Consider the following 20,806-nt stretch of genomic DNA (forward strand, 5'->3'; position numbering starts at 1 on the left):
TATATGCAATTCTGCATATGTTATTCATTTTCATTCGAATATAAGGATTTCAGATTATAATAGAAAACATTGTAAATATAAGTAAGAATGATGTGCGGAGTGGAGAATAGAAATGAAATACAGAAAAATAATATATATCCTTCTAGTATTGCTATGTATAGTTGGTTGTCAAAGTGAAGTGAGTAAAGCAAATAGCGTAGAAGAGTATATTCCGTCACGCCTTATGACTGCGGATATTATGACGCTTGAAATGGATCGTGATACCCGTAAAAAAGTAGAGGTTATTACTAAAAAAATGAGTGATCATGTGAAAAATGATAAAGAGTGGTATGTAAACTACATATCGGGGCATATAGATAAACAGGTGAAGCCGTATCATCCTAATTTTGGTGTTACGGAAGAAGAATATAACTTTTTTAGAAATGCTGTTGAGCATAGTAGCCTATCTAATACAAGTGATGGAAAACTGCAATTTAAACAAAAGAGTAATCACGAAATAGAAATTGTTTCAAGTAAAAATTTAGAGCTATTTCGACATATAGTGATTGATACTGAGAAGAATATAATAAGAACTTCGTTTGGAGAATGTCAGTATGTTGGAGAAGTAAAAGCATCTTCAGAACAAAGGCTAACGGGTCCATGGAACGGCAAGCAGTGGGTATTACAAAAAGAAAATTTAATCTATTTATTTTCTTTAGGAAAGCTTGAAGGAGGAAATAAATCCATTATTGATATTTCAGTAAAAGGTATACATGAAGGAAAGCTTATTAGTAAAGAAAAAGTAGTCGAATTTCACTCGCTTTCTTAAAGAAGCGAAAAAACCACCTTACTTAAACAAGTAAGGTGGTTTTTTATTAAATAAACAATCCAGCGATTGTCGCAGATAAAATAGAAGCAAGTGTTGATGCAAATAGCATTTTCCAACCGAATTTCGATACGACGCTTCCTTGCTTTTCAGAAAGGGCACGAATTGTACCAACGATCGCACCAATTTGGCTAATACTTGCGAAGCTAATTAAGAATACTGTAACAATTCCAACTGTACGTGGAGATAACGTTGAAGCAACACCTTTTAAGTCTAAGATCGCTACGAATTCATTTAAAACAATTTTCGTACCCATGATGCCACCAGCAGGGATAATATCATGAGCTGGAATACCCATTAAGAATGCAAATGGAGCAAGAATATAGCCGAAGATTTGTTGTAAAGTAACAGCATGTCCCATTGCACCAGAAGCGGCACTAATTACGTAGTTTATAACTTCCATCACACCGATGAAGGCGATCATTAATGCGGCAACGATACCAGCTACTTTTAAACCATCTAATGCACCGTTAATCATTGCACCAATAAAGCTATCCCCGAATAGGCTTCGATCAAATTTTTGAACTGTTTCTTCTTCTTTTTTCGTATCAACTGGTGTTAATAAAGAACAAACGATTAAGCTTGAGAATAAGTTTAGCGGAAGAGCTGCTAGTACATATTTCGCATCCAACATCATAACGTATGATGCGGTAACAGAAGCAGAAACTGAGCTCATCGCAGAACAACAAATGATAAACATACGGTTTTTATTGAAATGCTGTAAATCATTTTTAATAACGATTAATGCTTCACTTGAACCGAAGAATACAGAGTTTACCGCATGGAATGATTCAACGCGTGGTAAACCAGTAATTTTTGAAATTACACCGCCGACAACGCGAACGATGAATGGTAAAACACCTAAATAACTAAAAATAGAAAGTAGTGCTGAGAAAAAGACGATAATTAATAATACATTTAAGAAAAAGACAAAATCTCTTTGAATTCCATTAAAGAGAAAATCGACACCTGTCGTACCAAGTTTAATTAGCTTGTTGAAGACTTTACCAATGAAAATAATAATTTGCTGACCAATTTTTGTGCCAAACATAAACCAACCGATTAAAATTTGTAAACCAATCATAATAGCAATTGCACGGAAGTTGATTTTACTTTTGTTGTTTGACAAAGCAAAGCATAAACCTAACACGGCAAGAATACCGATAACGCTCATTACGTATTGCATGTAGTTGCCCCTTTCAGAAGTTCGTATAAAGTTTTTACATAAAACGCTCGTTATATAACTAATAAATTAAGTAGTAAAGGTTTTATGTCATACGTAAGATGTCTGACCTTTTAGAAAAGTAAAAAATAAAAAAGACTCATATGGATTCACTTTCATCTATGAGAGAAAGCTAATCAATATGAGTCTTTGTATACAAAAAAACAAGCTAATATTCATTAGTTTTCCCCATAGTCCAGCAATTTAAGGTTGCCGGGTAGAAACTCTCGATCCATATTATCGAGTATATATGAGGTAACATCGTCCGTATCAAATTAGTAGTAGCGTAACATTAATAGAGAAGCATCGTCAATAGCTTTTTTTCTTCCAATAGAAATAGACCATATAAGTATGATAAAATGTAACGCAGTGTTATGAAAAAGAGAGGTCGGAAAATGAGTACAAAAATGACGCCACCAGTTGAAAAAAACGAGTTTATAGATGTAGTGTTTGAAGATTTAACACATGATGGTGCCGGTGTTGCGAAAGTAAAAGGATATCCTATTTTCGTCAAAAACGGATTGCCAGGTGAAGAGGCACAAATCAAAATTATTAAAGTGAAGAAAAACTTCGCATTTGGTCGTTTAATGAAGCTTCATACAGAAAGTCCATATCGTAAAGATGCAGAATGCCCAGTATACAACCAATGCGGTGGTTGTCAGCTTCAGCACTTAACATATGAAGGACAACTAAAAGCGAAAGAGAAGCAAGTACGTGACGTTATGCAGCGCATCGGTGGACTAAACGATGTTCCCGTTCATCCTGTACTTGGCATGAAGAATCCTTGGGTATACCGTAATAAAGCACAAGTGCCAATTGGAGAACGTGAAGGTGGACTTGTAGCTGGTTTCTATCGTCAAGGAACACATGACATCATTAATATGGAAACATGCTTAATTCAAGCAGAAGAAAACGATACATTAATTCAAGAAGTAAAGCGTATTTGTGAAAAACACGGCATCACAGCGTATAACGAAGAGCGCCATAAAGGAACACTTCGCCACGTAATGGCCCGCTTTGGACAAGTAACAGGGGAAATTATGCTTGTCTTCATTACACGTACAGCGGAACTGCCAAATAAAGAAGCAATCATTGAAAAAATCGCAGCGAAATTCCCAGAAGTAAAATCAATCGTTCAAAACGTAAACACGAAACGTACAAATGTTATTTTCGGAGACAAAACGACAGTACTGTACGGATCAGAATATATTTATGACTTTATTGGTGACATTAAATTTGCGATTTCAGCGCGTTCATTCTATCAAGTAAACCCAGAACAAACGAAAGTGCTATACGATAAAACGTTAGAATACGCAAAACTAGATGGTAACGAAACAGTAATTGATGCATATTGCGGAATCGGATCAATCTCCTTATTCCTAGCGCAAAAAGCGAAAAAAGTATACGGTGTTGAAATCGTCCCAGAAGCAATCGAAGACGCAAACAGAAACGCAGCACTAAACAACATGACAAATGCAGAATTCGCAGTAGGAGAAGCAGAAGTAGTCATTCCAAAATGGTACAAAGAAGGCGTAATCGCCGATACAATGGTCGTTGATCCACCACGTAAAGGCTGTGACGAGGCACTACTAAACACAATCATCGACATGAAGCCAAAACGCGTCGTATACGTATCATGCAACCCAGCAACATTAGCACGTGACTTAAAAGTACTAGAAGAAGGCGGATATAAAACACAGGAAGTACAACCTGTTGATATGTTCCCGCATACGACTCATGTGGAGTGTGTGGCCTGGCTTAAGTTGGTATAATAGAAAAGCAGTTGATATAGAAAAAATCTATACCATCTGCTTTTTGGTTTATAAAAATACCATTCAGGACCGATTTTAGTTAAAATAAACATTGCCGATTTTCACAAATTTACTCGTGTTTGATAATAAGTTATTAAACATGATGTAAGTGTAATATTTGGCTTTATATTTTTTGACCGAGAGTTTGAAGTTGTATTCATAGTGAGAGGATTTGAGTTTGAAATGATAGATAATTTTTGGCGTGATTTACCACGACCATTTTTTGTACTTGCACCAATGGAAGATGTGACAGATGTTGTTTTTCGTCACGTAGTAAGTGAAGCCGGTCGACCGGATGTATTTTTCACAGAGTTTACAAACTCGGATAGCTATTGTCATCCAGAGGGTATGAAAAGTGTGCGTGGCCGTTTGATTTTTACAGAAGATGAACAGCCAATGGTGGCACATATTTGGGGAGATAATCCTGAATATTTCCGTCAAATGAGTATTGGTATGGCGGAGCTAGGATTTAAAGGCATCGATATTAATATGGGCTGTCCTGTACCGAATGTGGCATCAAGAGGAAAAGGTAGTGGCCTTATTCTACGTCCAGATGTTGCGGCAGAACTTATTCAAGCAGCAAAAGCGGGCGGACTGCCTGTAAGCGTAAAAACACGACTTGGCTTTAAAGAGTTAAATGAGTGGGAGGATTGGTTAACGCATATTTTCAAACAAGATATTGCGAACCTTTCTATTCATTTACGCACAAGAGAAGAAATGAGCCAAGTAGATGCGCATTGGGAACTAATTCCGGAGATCAAAAAATTACGTGACCGTATCGCACCGAATACGCTACTAACAATCAATGGAGACATTCCTGACCGTCAAACTGGGATGGAACTTGCTGAAAAATATGGTATCGATGGCGTTATGATCGGACGAGGTGTTTTTAAAAATCCTTTTGCTTTTGAAAAAGAGCCAAAAGAGCATAGCAGCAAAGAACACCTTGATCTTTTAAGACTGCAGCTTGATCTTCAAGATCAATATGCGGAAGTACTGCCACGTTCAATTACAGGGCTTCATCGCTTTTTCAAAATTTATGTCAAAGGATTCCATGGAGCTGCTGAATTAAGAAATCAATTGATGAGCACGAAATCAACAGATGAAGTGCGTACGTTGCTTGATAAGTTTGAAGCGAGTGTTGATGGGGCTGGGGACAGTGAGACAGTGTAACTCTTGAAAGTTAGAGGGAATGGATTGTATTAATTTGTGGGTATTTATTTTATTCAGTCAGCCGATAACTTTTGTTTTGAGAAAGTCTGTTTTTTTGAAAGCAAAAATCTTAAGAATGTAATAAAGACAAAAGTACCCTTGTGTTGCCATGTACACTCTGCACATGTGGAGTATGATGTGGCTTGGATGAGTTTAAAATAAGCGTAGAGCTGGAAAAGAACAGTGTATTTGAGAAATCAAAGCACTGTTTTTTCTTTTAGTTAATGTTAAGATGGAAATCTTTTTATAAGCATACAACAAACATAGATACAATGATGGAGAAAAGTTAGAGTAAGACTATAAAACCTATCTTTAAAATGTTAAAGTATTAATTTAGCGGATATTATCTTAAAAGTTATACTTAACATAATAATTTAAAGTATGTTAGAGGACACGCTTTAACTGCTGTATAAATAATCAACATTTCAGGAGGAAACACAATGGCAATGAGCAACAACGATATATTAAAAAGAGTAAGATATGCTATGGATATAAAAGATATAGATATGGTGGAAATCTTTAAACTTGGTGGCATGGAAGTGACGAAAGAAGAAGTAGTTGATATGCTTACAAAAGTAAAGAAAAGTCCACAACATGAAGCTGAAAACGCTGATGTAGTCGAAGATGATTACGTATTAACATGCGATATGATGATGTTAGATTCATTTTTAAATGGATTTATTACTTTAAAAAGAGGAAAGCAAGATCCGAAACCAGGACAAGCGGCACCTGTACAGAGTAATGAGAGTGCGAATAATCTTCTTTTAAAGAAAATGAAAATCGCACTATCTTTAACGAGTGAAGATGTGCTTGATATATTAGATAGCGTAGGAGTTAAGGTCACAAAAGGCGAACTGGGCGCTCTATTAAGAAAAAAAGGCCATAAAAATTACAAAGAGTGCGGTGACAGATACGCAAGGAATTTTGTAAAGGGATTAGCTGTAAAGTATAGAGGATAATAAGTTTGTTAAAGCAGTAAATGATATAATAGATAGAGTAGGACGTTGTATCCTACTCTTTTTTATTTGTAAAAATAATTATGAACGAATACGTTAGGTGATGAAATGGTACATACATATTTAGATGAGACAATTAATTTTCATATAACTTATAAGAAGAAAAAATCTGTACGTCTTTATGTAGATTCTTACGGGAATGTGGAAGCACAAGCTCCGAAAGGTACGCCTGTTGAATATATAATCCAGTTGCTAGAGGAGAAATGGGATTGGATTCAGAAAACACGTAAGGAAATGCAGGAGAGAGTACGTGGTCCACAGGAAAAGGCTTATGATCAAGGAGAGGGCTTTCTATATTTAGGAAACACGTATCCGATACAGATTTCTCAAGATGTAAGTATTACGCAAGACAATGCAGTGTTTGAAGGGGATAAGCTACATACTTATGTGAAAGAGCTTAAGGATGAGAAAATACAACAAGCTTTAAAACGATTTTACTATAAGCAGTGCAAAGCATTAGTAGAGAAGAGTATTAAAGCGCATCAAAGTAACTTTAAAACAAAACCGCGTTCTATTCGTATTACAGATAGTAGTCGTACGTGGGGCACTTGTGATTCAAATCTACAGTTAACATTCAATTGGAAGCTAGCAATGGCACCACAGCGGGTAATTGACTATGTAGTTGTTCATGAAATGTGCCATATGGTTCATTTAAATCACGACCGCTCTTTTTGGCGTCTTGTCGGGAAGATAATGCCTGATTATAAGGAAATGGAGAACTGGTTAGCGTTATCTAGTTGGAAGATGACGGTTTAGCAGGTGGTGTCGATTTTTGTCTGTAAATCGATATTCCTTGTCGAATCGCCGATAAATTTGAGAAATCGCTGATAAATTTGGAGTTGTGGTCGATAAATTTGAAGAATCGCTGATATAATTTTATTTACCAAAGAATTGTTCGGCGGGGAGAAAAAGGAGATGTCACAAGGGACATCTCCTTTTTTTCGAGCATAGAGATTATCGTCCAAATTTCATAACAAAATCTCCTTCTACTTTCTCCATCTCATACCCACGATACCCCTCCAAAAGGAACGCCTGCTGTCCACCAGCATCACTCATCGGAACACTCTTAACATCAATCCAATTGCGTTCCTTGTCCCCACGCAAATCCTTCACAAAAACATACCGCAAACTCCCGCCATACTTCTCCTTCAGCGCAGCAATCTCCATTCCTTGCGCAAATTTATCTTTTAAGCTCGGAATATTAAATGGCGCAACGGTACAACAAATGTAATCGAATTTGTTATTTGATTTTTGTAATTCGTCCATAATGACACTCGCTAATATTTTTTGCATACCGTTTCCACGATAATCAGGGTGAACGTTTGATATTTCTTGATAGATGACGCGGTGTAATTCGCTTTCTGGTAAACCAATATCAAGTCCTAAATGTTCTTCGTCAATAGGAGGGACTAATAGGGCACGGAATGCAATGAGCTCGTTTTCTATAAAAGCACCAATCATCATGCCATTTCCCTCTAGTATGTACTGAATTTCTTCCCTTGTAAGAGGCTGCAGGCTACTTTTATTTTCTAATGCCTCAATTACAACATTTTGTAATGATAAAATTTGTTCGATATGATTTAAAGATAATAATGTAACGTGAAATAGTCGCTCGTTTTGTTTTAATGTTCCTTCATAAAGAATAGTCATGTTAAGATCCTCCTTTAACGTACAACGTCTTGAAACACAGTTAATTCATGTAGTGTGTCTTCATTCACTGTAACGCCTAATCCTGGTTTTTCGTTTAAACGAATAAATGGTATATCGTAAGATAAGTCTCCAATATCTTTCGTAAATTTTAATGGGCCTGTTAGTTCAACGCTTGTAATGATTTTTTTAGAAAAGGCAACATGGAATCCTGCGGAAGAAGCAACAGACGATTCAACCATGGAGCCAACTTGACATTCAATGCCCGCCATTTCAGCTTGATGAGCAAGTTTAACAGCTGGGTATATGCCGCCGCATTTCATTAATTTTATGTTTACTTTATCAGCTGCTTGTAGCTTAATAATTTGGCGCATTTCATGAGAGCCTTTTAATCCTTCGTCAATCATAAGTGGAAGGTCTGTTTTTGAGCGAATATGAGCCATAGCATCGATATCATCAGCTACAACAGGTTGCTCAATCCAATCAATGTTTAAGTGTCCTAGTGAACGAAGTGCTGTTAATGTATTTGCGCTATTTTTCCAACCTTGGTTTACATCAACACGAATGGCAATATCATTTCCTACACGCTCACGTACAGCTTCAATTCTTTTAACATCTTCTTTTACGTCAGTACCCACTTTCATTTTGAATGATTGATATCCTTTTTGTATCATCGAAGCAGCTTCTTCCGCCATATCTTCTGGGGAGGCGATGCTTAAAACGTGAGTAACCGGAAATTCTTCATGATAGCGTCCGCCAATGCATTGATATACAGGTTGGTTTAATTTTTTACCCATTATGTCAAAGCAAGCAATATCAATAGCGGCTTTTGCGGTAGGAACACCATAAATGGTGCTATTCATGATATCGTGAATTTTTTCGATATGCATTGGATTTTTACCAAGTAGAGCTGGAGCTAACGTATGTTTTAAAACATGGAAAGTACTTTCCCACGATTCACCTGTAACGTGATCATCAGCGACTCCTTCACCGTAACCGACAATCCCTTCATCCGTTTCCATTTTAACGATAATAGAAGGCATATCAGGGTAAGAACCATAACTAATAACGAACGGATTGCGAAGTGGTAAACGAATTGCGTAAATGTGAATAGCTGTAATTTTCATTGTATAATCCACGTCCTTTTATAGATTTAAAGCTACATATATTCATAAGAAGTTTAGACTAGTGATGAATGATTTTTAAAAATAATTTTCTGAATTGTTAACTTTATTATATTTCAAAAGAAATGCAGGGACAATCTCTTGACATTTGAGTGAATGTTCAATATATTCTTCAAAATAGGATTTTTTATGAATGATAAAACTGCTTCGAATTTAGGAAGGAGAATGGAAGTTGAAAACTTTAGAGCTACAAGAGCGTTTAACAGAAATTTTTCAGCATTTACACGAAAACCCTGAAGTAAGCTGGAAGGAATATGAGACGACAGCCTATATTACTCAATTTCTAAAAGAAGAAGGACTTCCATATAAAACATTTGATGATTGTCCTGGAGTGATCGCTGAGGTTGGGGGCGGGAAGCCGGTTATCGCTATTCGTGCCGACATGGATGCATTATGGCAAGAAGTAGATGGGGAATATAAAGCAAACCATTCATGTGGTCACGATGCTCATATGACGATTGTGATGGGACTTGTTTTACAATTGAAAAACATGAGATGGGGAAATGGTACTGTTAGATTTATTTTTCAGCCGGCTGAAGAAAAAGGAAATGGTGCTTTAAAGATGGTAGAGAAAGGTGCTGTGGATGATGCTGATTTCCTATTTGGTGTTCATTTACGACCGATTGAGGAATTGCCTTTGAAACAAGCGGCACCATCGATTCGTCACGGAGCAGCAGGTTTTTTAGAAGTTACGATTCATGGGGAGGATGCACATGGAGCGAGACCACATCAAGGTATAAACGCAATTGACGTTATTTCAATGATTAATATCGGATTGAAAAATATATGGTTACCACCGCAAACATCGCATTCTGTTAAGATGACGAGATGCCAAGCTGGTGGTGATAATTTAAATATCATTCCGGGAAACGGTCATTTTAGCTTAGATGTAAGGGCAGAAAATAATATATTACTAGATGAGTTGAAACAAAAAATCGAGCACGTAATTACGTCTACTGAATCCATGGGATCCAAAATTTATTATGAGTGGATTGATCTTGCGCCAGGAGCAGAAGTATCAGAAGAAGCGGAGCGCTTTATGCGTAAAGGTATTCTTGAAGTGTATGGGGAAGAGGGATGTACTGGACCACTGTATACGACAGGAAGCGATGATTTTCATTACTATACAGTGAAAAGACCACATTTAAAAGCCGTTATGCTGGGACTCGGGGCTAACTTAAAACCAGGGTTACACCATCCACGTATGCAGTTTAATCATGATTGTATAGTAGATGGGGTAGAAATATTGAAGCAAACTGTGTTGAAAGTTTTAAAGTAATATTCGTTTAAAGCCTGATAAAAATCAGGCTTTTTTCTGTGGTGTATAATAATAAGTATCATTTCTTAATAGGAGAAAACGAATGAACGAACAATATTACGATGCTGTATTACATATAAAAACAGTTGGTGAGCAGAAGGGATTTAATAAATCTTTGCATTACCATCGCTATGAACCGACGCCATATAGTGGGTTAGAGGAATTGTTAAACCAATATGAAATAAAAAATAGTGATCGAATTGTAGACTTTGGGTGCGGAAAAGGACGATTAAACTTTTACATGCATCATAAGTGCGGTGCATCAGCGGTTGGCATTGAAATGAATGAAGAGTTTTATAAAGAAGCGATGGATAATCGTGAGCGCTATTCACGAAAAGTGAGAAACGGTAAAGATAAAATTCAATTTGAGTGTTGTTTAGCGCAAGAATATGAGATTGATCCGCGTGATAACCGATTTTATTTCTTTAATCCGTTTTCAGTACAAGTGTTTATGAACGTAGTGAATAACATTTTGCTTTCGGTAGAGGAAACAGAGAGGGAAGTGGATATTATTTTATACTATCCATCTGAAGATTATATCTTTTTCTTAGAGAATCAAACTGCTTTTGAGCTGAAGAAGGAAGTTAGATTGCCGGGTGCTTATGAGAGGAATGGGAATGAGAGGTTTTTAGTTTATAAATTAGGATTATAAAGAAAGCAGGTGCCTTGGGCACCTGCTTTTTAAAACTCACGTCTATTATTAGTTACGGATTAAGTAATCAAATGCACCTAAAGCTGCGTTTGCACCTGAACCCATAGAGATGATGATTTGTTTGTACGGATTATTTGTACAGTCACCTGCAGCAAACACTCCTGATACGTTTGTAGCACCGTGCTTGTCTGTTACGATTTCACCGCGAACGCGTTCAACGGTATCGCCTAACCAATCTGTGTTTGGCACAAGACCGATTTGAACGAATACACCTTGTAATTCAACGTGGTGAACTTCTTCAGTTTCACGATCGATGTAAGAAATACCGTCTACTTTGTCAGTACCAGTAATTTCTTTCGTTTGAACGTTTTTCAGAACAGTTACGTTAGGTAAGCTGTTAAGACGTTCTTGTAATACAGCATCAGCTTTTAATTCTGGCATGAACTCAAGAACAGTTACGTGCTTAACGATACCCGCTAAGTCGATAGCTGCTTCAATACCAGAGTTACCACCGCCGATAACTGCTACATCTTTTCCAGTGAATAATGGACCGTCACAGTGTGGGCAGTATGCTACACCTTTGTTTTTGAACTCAGCTTCACCTGGTACGCCAACGTTGCGCCAGCGAGCACCTGTTGAAACGATTACGCTCTTACTTTTCAGAACAGCGCCGTTTTCAAGTTCCACTTCAATAAGTTCTTTTTTCTCTAAACGTTTTGCACGTTGTAGATTCATTACATCGATGTCGTACTCTTTTACGTGTTCTTCAAGGCTTGCTACTAGCTTAGGACCTTCAGTGCGTTTTACGCTGATGAAGTTCTCAATACCCATAGTATCCATTACTTGACCACCGAAGCGTTCAGCAACGATACCAGTACGGATGCCTTTACGTGCTGCATAAATTGCTGCACTTGCACCAGCAGGGCCGCCACCAACAACAAGAACATCGTATGGATCTTTATCAGAAAGCTCTGATGCATCTGGACCGTTACCCATTTTAGCTAAAATTTCTTCAAGTGTCATACGACCGCTTCCGAAAGATTCGCCATTTAGGTAAACAGTTGGTACTGCCATGATGTCTTTGCTTTCTACTTCCTCTTTGAATGCAGCGCCATCAATCATAGTATGTGTAATACCAGAGTTAAGAACGCTCATTATGTTAAGAGCTTGTACAACATCAGGACAGTTATGACAACTTAGGCTGATATAAGATTCAAAATGATATTCGCCTTGAATGTTTTTTATTTGATCGATTACTTTTTGTTCAACTTTTGGAGCACGTCCGCTAACTTGTAGTAAAGCTAACACTAAAGAAGTAAATTCATGTCCTAAAGGAATACCAGCGAAAGTTACTCCAGTAGTTTCGCTTGGGCGATTTACGCTAAAGCTTGGTGTTCTCTCTAATTCTGCTTTTTCTACTGAAATCTTAGAAGACATCGTAGCTAATTCATCAACTAGAGCTAACATATCTTTCGATACATTATCGTCTCCTGCGCTAACTTTAAGTAGAATATCGTTCTCCATTAATTGAAGGTATTGGGATAGTTGTGCTTTTATATCTGCATCTAGTATCATTTTGATCGAACTCCTTAGATTTTGCCTACAAGGTCAAGGCTTGGTTTAAGTGTTGCAGAACCCTCTTGCCATTTAGCTGGGCAAACTTCACCTGGGTTGTTACGTACGTATTGAGCTGCTTTCACTTTGTTAACAAGGATGCTTGCGTCACGGCCGATACCGCCAGCATTGATTTCCATAGATTGGATAACGCCGTCTGGATCGATGATGAATGTACCACGAGCAGCAAGACCTTCTTCTTCAATTAATACGTTGAAGTTGCTAGTGATTGTGCGAGTTGGGTCACCAATCATAATGTATTCGATTTTGCCGATAGTTTCTGAGCTATCATGCCATGCTTTATGCGTGAAGTGAGTGTCAGTAGATACAGAGTATACTTCAACGCCTAATTCTTTTAAAGTTGCATATTGGTTTTGTAAGTCTTCAAGTTCAGTTGGGCATACGAATGTGAAGTCTGCTGGGTAGAAGCAAACTACGCTCCATTTTCCTTTGAAACTTTCGTCAGTAACTTGGATAAACTCTCCATTATGGTAAGCATTAGCTTTAAACGGTTTTACTTCTGTGCCGATTAATAACATATTAAAATTCCTCCTAAAAGTTGGTTTTGAGCATCGGAAATTAGTTTGCTCATAAAATATATTTTTTAATTAACTATAATAATTCTAATTCGATATTAATTATCATATAAAATCAGTTATTTTGTCAAGGAGAATGTACGAACTTTATTATACTTTTACGTAATCTTTACTTTTAAATGAAATTAGTAGGTAATTTGATGGTGATATGGTAGAGATTGAAGTTTCGTATGAGTGAAGTTGTATTTTTCATTATTTTTGATACACGAGTTTAAAGTTGAAATGGAAATGTATAGTATGGAATAATCAAGTTTTTTAGAGGGAAAGGTTTCTTAGTAGATAGTGAATTTGAAAAGTATCTTCTTATTTATTTTACATAGAATTATGCAATAAATAAAACAAAATGAATCGTAATATTGTTGAAAAAGAGTTGTTATTTTAAATATATATAATAGAAAGCGTATTGCAATGAACAAAATAGAAACATTGACGCCCATCTCTAGCAAGCTATAATAAAACCAAAAAGAACAGGATATAGGTTGGGAGCTTCCTTCGGTATCGTATTTCATTGTTTTTGCTGGTCCGAATGTACGCTGTGCACCGTATGAAACGCTTGGTACGAAGGAATTAGCAGAAGCAGCCTTTGAAGGAATGATTGACCGTCGTGCAGTTTTACTCGCTAATCAAGGTTTAATGGCTGGTGTGAATCATATAAAAATGGCATTTACCATAGCAGAAGACATTGAGTTTTGCGCTCAAATCTATTATCAAACGAAGAGTATTGGGGAACCAAAGCTATTGCCAGCAGAAGAGATGGAAAATTTGGCGAGAAAGTTTGAAGGGTATGGGCAACAATAAAAAACATTTCAATAAAAAAATCCCCTCAAGAAAAATTTCTCGAGGGGATTTTTTATGATTTCTTGAGCAATAAATACATAAAGTAAGGTGCCCCAATTAAAGCAACGACAATACCTACGGGAATACCGCTAGGTTCGACGATATGACGTCCAATAGTGTCTGCTAGTAGCAATAGCCATCCGCCGATTAAAACGGCAATAGGGATGAACATTTGATGTCTAGGACCTATTAAAGCTTTTGCGATATGAGGAGCCATCAGTCCGATAAAGGAGATTCCACCTGTTACTGAAACGGCAGCGGCAGCTAATGCTACAGCTGCTATTAGTAAGGAGCGGCGTTCTTTTTCAATTTCGATGCCGACCCCAATTGCGACTTGTTCGTTTAAGGCAAGGATATTTAAACGATTGGCTTTATAGAAAACGTATGGAATGAGTATAGCTAACCAAGGAAGCATTGCTAAAACGAAGACCCAATCATCGCCCCAAATGTTTCCGGCAATCCATTTTGAGATAAAGTCTACTTTGGTACGTTCTGCCGATGAAATAAGGACAATCATCATTCCGGAAAGAGCGAATGCAAATCCAATCCCCGTTAGTGTTAATCTTATTGGCTGAAGCCCTTCCGTTCTACTATATGAAAATACGTAGATGAGGCAAGCTGTAAGAAAAGCACCGATAAATCCAACGACTGGTAGTAAGTAAATAAATGAACCTACGTCTATCGGAAAGTATAAAAAGAAAATAGCAACTGCAACGCCAGCCCCGGAGTTAATTCCAAGGATACCAGGTTCAGCTAAATCATTTCGAGTAATCCCTTGTAATATAGCACCTGATAAAGCAAGCGCCATCCCAGCTAATAGAGTAATAACAATTCTAGGTAATCTAAGGGAGTATAAAACGAATTCTTCTTTAAAAGTTCCTTGTCCCATAAGTGTTGGAATTAATCGATCATAGGATAGAGATGCAGAGCCAAGCCCCATTCCAACTACAATTGTTGTGATCGTGAGTATAAGTAATGCAAGTATAATAAGACGTTGTTTTTTTACAATAGATTGTTGAATCATGAGAATGATCTTCCTCCTTTACGTACAATGAATAGGAAGAATGGTAATCCTACAATCGCGACAATAGCAGTAACCGGTGTTTCATACGGAGCATTAATTGTACGGCCGATAGTGTCTGCAAGTAGCATGAAGGAAGCGCCAGTAATTGCTGACATCGGGATAACAAAGCGATAGTCTGGACCGACGATTGGGCGAACTATATGAGGCACCATTAAGCCGATAAATGCCATGTTTCCAACAAGTGCTACAGAAGCGCCAGCAAGTAGGATGATAACAATAAATAAAATTGTTTTAATGAAAATAATTTTTTGACCTAATCCAATTGCGACTTCCTCACTGAAACTAAGAACAGTTAATTTCTTTGAAAGTAAAATCGCGATGAATATACTTACTGAAATAACTGGAATGATAATTTTTAATTGGCCCCATGTCGTTCCAATTACTCCTCCAGCTGTCCAAAGTGATACATCCTGTGAAATTTTAAAGTAAATGCCAATACCTTCTGAAATCGCGACTAAAAATGCTGAGACAGCAGCACCAGCTAGTACAATTCGAAGGGGAGAGAGTCCACCTTTTTTCACCATACCAATTCCGAAAACCATAAGTGCACCAATTGCTGCCCCGGTAAAGCAAGCGATTGTTAAGTATAGGTAACTAACAGAAGGAATAAAGGCGATTGTCAGTGCAAGTGCAGCATTTGCACCACCCGTTAGTCCAAGTAGTCCTGGATCGGCAATGGGATTTCGCGTTAGCCCTTGCATAATAGCGCCCGATACAGCGAGTGCAGCTCCTACAAAAATAGCTGCAACTTCACGTGGTAAGCGTATTTCACGAATAATGGATAACTTATCTCCTTTAGCGGAAGAAGTAAGTGCTAACCATACGTCTTTTACAGTAGTATCGGCAGCACCAAATACCATTGCGACCATAAAAATAAGAAAGAATGCAATGATTCCTAGAATAAACTTGTATGTAAAAGTGGTGGAACGTATATTATCATCTTTTGTCATCAGTTTCACATCTTTTCTTTTCGTAGAATAAAGGAAGAGGAATTCTTAATTTAAGAATTCCTCACTGTTGTATTATTGGCCAAGAAAGCTCTTTTTGAAGAAGTCTAATTGGAAATCTAATGTAAGTGGATCATTAAAGTAGAATTCCATCATGTTTGCTTCAAATGTGTGATTATTTTTTACTGCTGGGATGTTTTTGTATGATTTTGTCTCTTGGAATGAGTTGTCAGTATCTTTGTTTTTACTTACGATTAAGTAATCTCCAGCAAACTCAGGTAAAACCTCAGTAGATAATGCGTAGTAGCCTTCTTTTAATGCTTTTTCTTTCACCTTCTCAGGCATTTTTAATTTCATTTCTTGATAAAGAATTTCTGTTCCACGGCCCCAGTTATCGCCGTATACATAAATTTGTTTGTTGAAGTTTTCGATAACTGAAACTGTTGCATCTTCACCGATCTTCGCTTTAATTTCTTTTCCTGCTACTTGAGCGCGTTTCTTGAAATCATCAACCCAAGTTTTTGCTTCTTTTTCTTTATTTAATAATTTACCGATTTCTACATGTTGTGTTAAGTAATCAACTTTACCGTATCTGAATGTCACAGTAGGAGCGATTTTCTTTAACTTATCAACATTTTTAACATTTGATAAACCGATGATTAAATCTGGATTTAATTCAGCGATTTTTTCAACATTCTCATCTGATACTTCAGCAACATTTTTTAATTTGCTATCAAAACGTGGGTTTTGTTTAGACCATGAATCTACCCCAACAAGGTTTACACCTAAAGACATTACGTTCCCAGCGAATGACGATAGGACAACAACACGTTTTGGATTTGCTGGAACTTCAACTTTACCATTTTCAGATTGGTATGTAATTGTTTTTGACTTGCTATCTTTTGCATCGTTCTTCTTGTCTGTTGAGCCGTTGCTACAAGCGCTCATAACAAGAACGAAAAGAACTGTTAGTGAAATGAGTAATCTTTTCATTGTCTTTCTCCTTTTAATAGATGATATGTGATACATATTAATTTGTTTAACTGTGGATCTTTTGAAAGGCTAGTGGTAATACAAAATCTTTATTGAAAATCTTAAATTTTAGATTTTACAATATAGTAATCACCGTATTAATGAAAGAAAATGTAACCTCGAATTTGTTAATTATTAACAAGATGATAATGATTATCACTATTGACTCCTTAAATAATATAATTTTATATAGATGTATTGTCAATAGTAATTTGGATTGTAAATTTAGTGAAAACAGGTTATATTTTATTGAGAATGATAATCAATGATTAGTGGCTGAGGAGTGACATGAATGAATCAAGAGGAATTGTTTGATGTGACCGTGATAGGCGGAGGACCTGCAGGGCTTTATTCAGCTTTTTATAGTGGACTAAGAGAAATGAAAACAAAAATAATAGAATTTCAACCACAATTAGGTGGAAAAATACATGTTTATCCAGAGAAAATGATATGGGATATAGGTGGGTTGCCACCGATTACCGGTGAAAAATTAATTCATCAGCTTGTAGAACAAGGATTAACATTCCAGCCAGAAGTCGTCTTAAATGAAAAAGTAGAATCGATTACACGTAATGAAGATGGGATTTTTGTATTAAAAACAACTTCTGGAGAAGAGCATTTTTCAAAAACAGTCATTGTTGCAACTGGTAGTGGTATATTGAAACCAAAAAAGTTAGCGATTGAAGGTGCTGAGAGATTCGAAGTATCAAATTTAAATTATACGGTAAAATCTTTAAAACGTTTTAAAGATAAAACAGTAATTATTTCAGGTGGAGGAAACTCTGCGATAGATTGGGCAAATGAATTAGAACCAATTGCAAAACAGGTTTATTTAACATATAGAAAAGACACTTTATCTGGTCATGAGGCGCAAGTGAGTCAGCTTATGAATAGTTCAGCGGAATGCTTCTTCAATACGTCAATTACAAAATTAGTTGCAGGTGAAGATCATGAAACGATTGAATATGTTGAGCTAACAAATCATGAAACAGGGGAAGTTTCTCATCTAGCTATTGATGAAGTCATTATTAATCATGGATATGAGCGTGATATGACATTGTTAGACAATAGTGAGTTAGATGTTGAAATTATAGATAATTATTTTATTGCAGGTAACGCAAATAGCGAATCTTCTATAGATGGGTTATATGCTGCAGGGGATATTTTAAAGCATGACGGGAAATTACATTTAATTGCAGGTGCATTCCAAGATGCTGGAAATGCTGTGAATAAAGCGAAACAAATTATTCAGCCAGACGCAAGCGAATACGGAATGGTTTCTTCGCATAATGATGTGTTTAAAAAGCGTAATCGAGAATTGATTAAGCAAATGATGAAATAATAAATGAACACGTATACCCCCATTTACTTCTCCACTCGAACGAACGAGAAATGTAAATGGGGGTTTTCCTGTTTACTATATTTTTAACCATTATCATGACACCGGTTTCATAAGTTCATGCCATATACATGTATTTCTGAAAAAAAAGAATACAAAGACTTGAACGTTTTATTTTTAAATTTTTCTAGCAAACAATGAATTTGTGTTGGGTTTGTCCTGGCGATAATCAAATTATGCTGTTCCTTGTGCTCGGTCATTAGGAAATTTTATGTTTTGTACAGAAGCAATATATTGTTTCCCATGTTTTCTAGCTAATGATTCTAATATGTGGCGAACGCGTTTTGTAAGGTGTCCTTGATTTTGTAAAGCTTCACAATATGCATCATAATAAGCATATTTAGCCCAAAGGAAATCGTCTTGCTGGAATAAGAAATGATTTTTATACCATTCTCCAATTGTGCGATAATTATGGACTTCATGTACAGTTTCAGTTTGGGAAAGAATTCTGTTTGGTAAAGTTTTAGATAGTTGAGAACCTGTTTGTTCTGTTTCAGTTCGTAATGATTCTTCTAACATTGTAATGATGTGATGAGTAGCCATAATGTTAACTCTCCTTTGTGTAAATGGGTAATACCATTCTATATTTAAAAAGTACTTACTATATTATTATACAATATATGGAATGCATCCACCTGCTTTTTGATTTTGATTTACAAAATCTTTTTCGTTTGTTTACAAAATTAACTTATAATAAAGTAAGATGCATGATGTATACCAAAAACTAATAAAGGAATGAAAGCATTGTATATAACAATAGAAGAAGCGGCGGAATATTTAAATTTACCGAAGTCGTATATTGAAGAGTTAATTCAACAAAAGCGTATCCGTGCTTTATTTGATGGAGATCAATATTTGTTGAATAAAGAACAATTTAATACACATTTAGAACAAATGGAAAAATATAAGCAATTAGTGGAAGAAATCATGAATGAACCAATTCCAGAAGATATGGATGTTAAAGACGAAGATTAAGTAAGATGTGAAATGAGTAGATAGTCCCGTTTTAAGATGTACTGAAAATACATTTTAAAACGGGGCTTTTTTGTCATCGTGTTACTAAAAAATGTAGGTGAATGACATAGTAAGTTGGGATATAAGGAGAATGTGATAGGTATTAGTACCTTCATGTTAAAAGCATATTTTTTCATAATAGGACAAACATAGAGAACTTAACATGTACAGATACATATACTATCAGTGCAAACGACTTATAAATTAATGAAAGGGGTTTTCCCGTGGGTGCAAAAAGTAGCAATTTATTGAATGGTTTAATTGGAGAGTATGTTAGAGTGAACCGAGGTGGACCAGAATCTCAAAGGGGAAGAGTCGTGGCAGTACATTCAGATTATTTCACATTACTAAATGAAAAAGGTGAATTTCACTGTTATCAACTTCAGCATTTAAAAAGTATTACAAAAAATCCAAAAGAAAGTTCAGAAGATATTAGCTTATTACCAACGTTAGCAGAAGGAAACAATTTTCACCGCCTGCTTAAAAACTTGAAATATCGCTGGGTGAAAATTAACCGAGGTGGTCCTGAAAAAATTGAAGGAATTTTACAGGACGTTTCTTGTGGTTACGTAACGTTAATTGTAAAAGAAGAAATTGTGCAGATTTCAGAGTTTCATATTAAAAGTGTGAATTATGGATTACAAGTATCTGAAGAGAGCGATGACAGTGATGAGAATGAGAATACATCTTCTTCTCAATCATATAGAGCTCGTGCACAAAGACAATCAAGTCGCGGAAGATAAGCTATTTAGAAGGGAGGAAAAGAAGTGAAAAGAATTGGAAGTTTGGTTGGTCAGAGTGTTAGAGTGAACCTTCGTGGCCCAGAGAGTCAAACTGGATTATTGTTGCTGACAAACGAAGAATATTTAGCGTTGCAAGTACACTCGGGAGAAGTAATTTACTATCAGCAGAAGCATGTAAAAAGTGTGCTCAAGAAAGCAAAAGAGACGAAAGCAGATTACTTGGGTCAAGAGGGTTCATATTTTGAGAAAGATACGTTTCAAGATGTGCTAGGAAATTTGAAATATGCGTGGGTAAAAATCAATAGAGGCGGTCCTGAGAGCGTAGAAGGCTTGTTAAGTGACACAAACGAAGAATATATAACATTAGTAAACAATGAGGAAGTAGTTTATGTCCTTAATTTGCATATTAAAAATGTGAATCAAGTAACTAAAAATAAAAAGAATGACAAAGAATAATGTTTCGTAAGTAAGAGGGGCATTCATTATAGGGGGAGTAAAGAACAGCTTTTATTTCATTACTACAATGTTCATTATAATATAAATGAGCTCCCTGCTATTTAAAGATAAATAGCTATGTGCTATTGTGCCCCTAATTATTTTTAAGATAAGGGCA

Annotated in this window: 20 protein-coding genes, 1 pseudogene and 1 riboswitch; of the genes and pseudogenes, 12 read left to right on the forward strand and 9 right to left on the reverse strand. The window is 36.3% G+C overall.

Annotation, left to right across the window (positions count from 1 at the left end; all coding sequences use genetic code 11):
- Nucleotides 1-112 precede the first annotated feature (112 nt).
- Nucleotides 113-808, forward strand: coding sequence for a hypothetical protein (locus DJ93_RS14725; protein ID WP_042981570.1), 696 nt, complete (start codon nucleotides 113-115; stop codon nucleotides 806-808).
- A gap of 46 nt (nucleotides 809-854) precedes the next feature.
- On the opposite strand, the gene DJ93_RS14730 is transcribed toward DJ93_RS14725, so the two are convergent.
- Nucleotides 855-2,051, reverse strand: coding sequence for a NupC/NupG family nucleoside CNT transporter (locus tag DJ93_RS14730; RefSeq protein WP_042981572.1), 1,197 nt, complete (start codon nucleotides 2,049-2,051; stop codon nucleotides 855-857).
- A 208-nt stretch (nucleotides 2,052-2,259) separates the two neighbouring features.
- Nucleotides 2,260-2,361: riboswitch (purine riboswitch) on the reverse strand.
- A 121-nt stretch (nucleotides 2,362-2,482) separates the two neighbouring features.
- On the opposite strand from DJ93_RS14730, the gene rlmD reads away from it, so the two are divergent.
- From rlmD to DJ93_RS14750, 4 genes are all read left to right on the forward strand, one after another.
- On the forward strand, nucleotides 2,483-3,859 hold the full coding sequence (gene rlmD / locus DJ93_RS14735) for a 23S rRNA (uracil(1939)-C(5))-methyltransferase RlmD (protein WP_042981574.1): 1,377 nt from the start codon (nucleotides 2,483-2,485) through the stop codon (nucleotides 3,857-3,859).
- Between the two features lie 222 nt (nucleotides 3,860-4,081).
- A complete protein-coding gene (locus DJ93_RS14740) occupies nucleotides 4,082-5,071 on the forward strand; it encodes a tRNA dihydrouridine synthase (RefSeq protein ID WP_042981575.1) in 990 nt (329 codons plus the stop codon).
- A 479-nt stretch (nucleotides 5,072-5,550) separates the two neighbouring features.
- Nucleotides 5,551-6,069, forward strand: a complete 519-nt coding sequence (locus DJ93_RS14745) for a YehS family protein (RefSeq protein WP_042981576.1) — start codon at nucleotides 5,551-5,553, stop codon at nucleotides 6,067-6,069.
- A 105-nt stretch (nucleotides 6,070-6,174) separates the two neighbouring features.
- The gene (locus DJ93_RS14750; protein ID WP_042981578.1) at nucleotides 6,175-6,882 is read left to right on the forward strand and encodes a M48 family metallopeptidase; all 708 of its coding nucleotides are present in this window, start codon (nucleotides 6,175-6,177) and stop codon (nucleotides 6,880-6,882) included.
- 198 nt (nucleotides 6,883-7,080) lie between these two features.
- Here DJ93_RS14750 and DJ93_RS14755 read toward each other — a convergent pair whose 3' ends face one another.
- Nucleotides 7,081-7,776 carry an N-acetyltransferase gene (locus tag DJ93_RS14755; protein ID WP_042981579.1) on the reverse strand — a complete coding sequence of 232 codons (696 nt, stop codon included), beginning with the start codon at nucleotides 7,774-7,776 and terminating at the stop codon, nucleotides 7,081-7,083.
- Nucleotides 7,777-7,790: 14 nt separating this feature from the next.
- A complete protein-coding gene (locus tag DJ93_RS14760; protein WP_042981580.1) occupies nucleotides 7,791-8,900 on the reverse strand; it encodes a mandelate racemase/muconate lactonizing enzyme family protein in 1,110 nt (369 codons plus the stop codon).
- Nucleotides 8,901-9,129: 229 nt separating this feature from the next.
- Here DJ93_RS14760 and DJ93_RS14765 point away from each other — a divergent pair, with 229 nt between their 5' ends.
- Both DJ93_RS14765 and DJ93_RS14770 read left to right on the forward strand, forming a co-directional pair.
- Nucleotides 9,130-10,236, forward strand: a complete 1,107-nt coding sequence (locus tag DJ93_RS14765) for a M20 peptidase aminoacylase family protein (protein WP_042981581.1) — start codon at nucleotides 9,130-9,132, stop codon at nucleotides 10,234-10,236.
- 82 nt (nucleotides 10,237-10,318) lie between these two features.
- The gene (locus DJ93_RS14770; RefSeq protein WP_042981582.1) at nucleotides 10,319-10,927 is read left to right on the forward strand and encodes an SAM-dependent methyltransferase; all 609 of its coding nucleotides are present in this window, start codon (nucleotides 10,319-10,321) and stop codon (nucleotides 10,925-10,927) included.
- Nucleotides 10,928-10,975: 48 nt separating this feature from the next.
- On the opposite strand, the gene ahpF is transcribed toward DJ93_RS14770, so the two are convergent.
- Both ahpF and ahpC read right to left on the reverse strand, forming a co-directional pair.
- Nucleotides 10,976-12,502 (reverse strand): alkyl hydroperoxide reductase subunit F, encoded by a 1,527-nt coding sequence (gene ahpF, locus DJ93_RS14775; RefSeq protein ID WP_042981583.1) that lies wholly within the window; start codon nucleotides 12,500-12,502, stop codon nucleotides 10,976-10,978.
- A 14-nt stretch (nucleotides 12,503-12,516) separates the two neighbouring features.
- The gene (gene ahpC / locus DJ93_RS14780) at nucleotides 12,517-13,080 is read right to left on the reverse strand and encodes an alkyl hydroperoxide reductase subunit C (protein WP_042981584.1); all 564 of its coding nucleotides are present in this window, start codon (nucleotides 13,078-13,080) and stop codon (nucleotides 12,517-12,519) included.
- A gap of 531 nt (nucleotides 13,081-13,611) precedes the next feature.
- Here ahpC and DJ93_RS30625 point away from each other — a divergent pair.
- Nucleotides 13,612-13,935, forward strand: a pseudogene (locus tag DJ93_RS30625) (class II aldolase/adducin family protein); the annotation flags it as partial.
- A 52-nt stretch (nucleotides 13,936-13,987) separates the two neighbouring features.
- Here DJ93_RS30625 and DJ93_RS14790 read toward each other — a convergent pair.
- The 3 genes from DJ93_RS14790 to DJ93_RS14800 form a co-directional block, all read right to left on the reverse strand.
- On the reverse strand, nucleotides 13,988-14,995 hold the full coding sequence (locus DJ93_RS14790; protein ID WP_181969226.1) for a FecCD family ABC transporter permease: 1,008 nt from the start codon (nucleotides 14,993-14,995) through the stop codon (nucleotides 13,988-13,990).
- Nucleotides 14,995-16,008 (reverse strand): FecCD family ABC transporter permease, encoded by a 1,014-nt coding sequence (locus DJ93_RS14795; protein ID WP_042981586.1) that lies wholly within the window; start codon nucleotides 16,006-16,008, stop codon nucleotides 14,995-14,997. The genes DJ93_RS14790 and DJ93_RS14795 overlap by 1 nt, the downstream gene beginning before the upstream one ends.
- 72 nt (nucleotides 16,009-16,080) lie before the next feature.
- Nucleotides 16,081-16,998, reverse strand: coding sequence for an iron-hydroxamate ABC transporter substrate-binding protein (locus tag DJ93_RS14800; protein WP_042981588.1), 918 nt, complete (start codon nucleotides 16,996-16,998; stop codon nucleotides 16,081-16,083).
- A 331-nt stretch (nucleotides 16,999-17,329) separates the two neighbouring features.
- Between DJ93_RS14800 and DJ93_RS14805 the strand changes: the two genes are divergently transcribed.
- Nucleotides 17,330-18,379 (forward strand): NAD(P)/FAD-dependent oxidoreductase, encoded by a 1,050-nt coding sequence (locus DJ93_RS14805; RefSeq protein WP_042981589.1) that lies wholly within the window; start codon nucleotides 17,330-17,332, stop codon nucleotides 18,377-18,379.
- Nucleotides 18,380-18,610: 231 nt separating this feature from the next.
- On the opposite strand, the gene DJ93_RS14810 is transcribed toward DJ93_RS14805, so the two are convergent.
- Nucleotides 18,611-18,979, reverse strand: coding sequence for a hypothetical protein (locus DJ93_RS14810; RefSeq protein WP_042981591.1), 369 nt, complete (start codon nucleotides 18,977-18,979; stop codon nucleotides 18,611-18,613).
- Nucleotides 18,980-19,171: 192 nt separating this feature from the next.
- On the opposite strand from DJ93_RS14810, the gene DJ93_RS14815 reads away from it, so the two are divergent.
- The 3 genes from DJ93_RS14815 (at nucleotide 19,172) to DJ93_RS14825 (ending at nucleotide 20,649) form a co-directional block, all read left to right on the forward strand.
- Nucleotides 19,172-19,411 carry a helix-turn-helix domain-containing protein gene (locus tag DJ93_RS14815; protein WP_080743480.1) on the forward strand — a complete coding sequence of 80 codons (240 nt, stop codon included), beginning with the start codon at nucleotides 19,172-19,174 and terminating at the stop codon, nucleotides 19,409-19,411.
- 263 nt (nucleotides 19,412-19,674) lie between these two features.
- The gene (locus DJ93_RS14820; RefSeq protein WP_042981592.1) at nucleotides 19,675-20,193 is read left to right on the forward strand and encodes a hypothetical protein; all 519 of its coding nucleotides are present in this window, start codon (nucleotides 19,675-19,677) and stop codon (nucleotides 20,191-20,193) included.
- A 24-nt stretch (nucleotides 20,194-20,217) separates the two neighbouring features.
- Nucleotides 20,218-20,649 (forward strand): hypothetical protein, encoded by a 432-nt coding sequence (locus DJ93_RS14825; protein ID WP_042981594.1) that lies wholly within the window; start codon nucleotides 20,218-20,220, stop codon nucleotides 20,647-20,649.
- Nucleotides 20,650-20,806 lie beyond the last annotated feature (157 nt).

Origin of the sequence: Bacillus clarus, assembly GCF_000746925.1 — a bacterium.
Taxonomy (GTDB): Bacteria; Bacillota; Bacilli; order Bacillales; family Bacillaceae_G; genus Bacillus_A; species Bacillus_A clarus.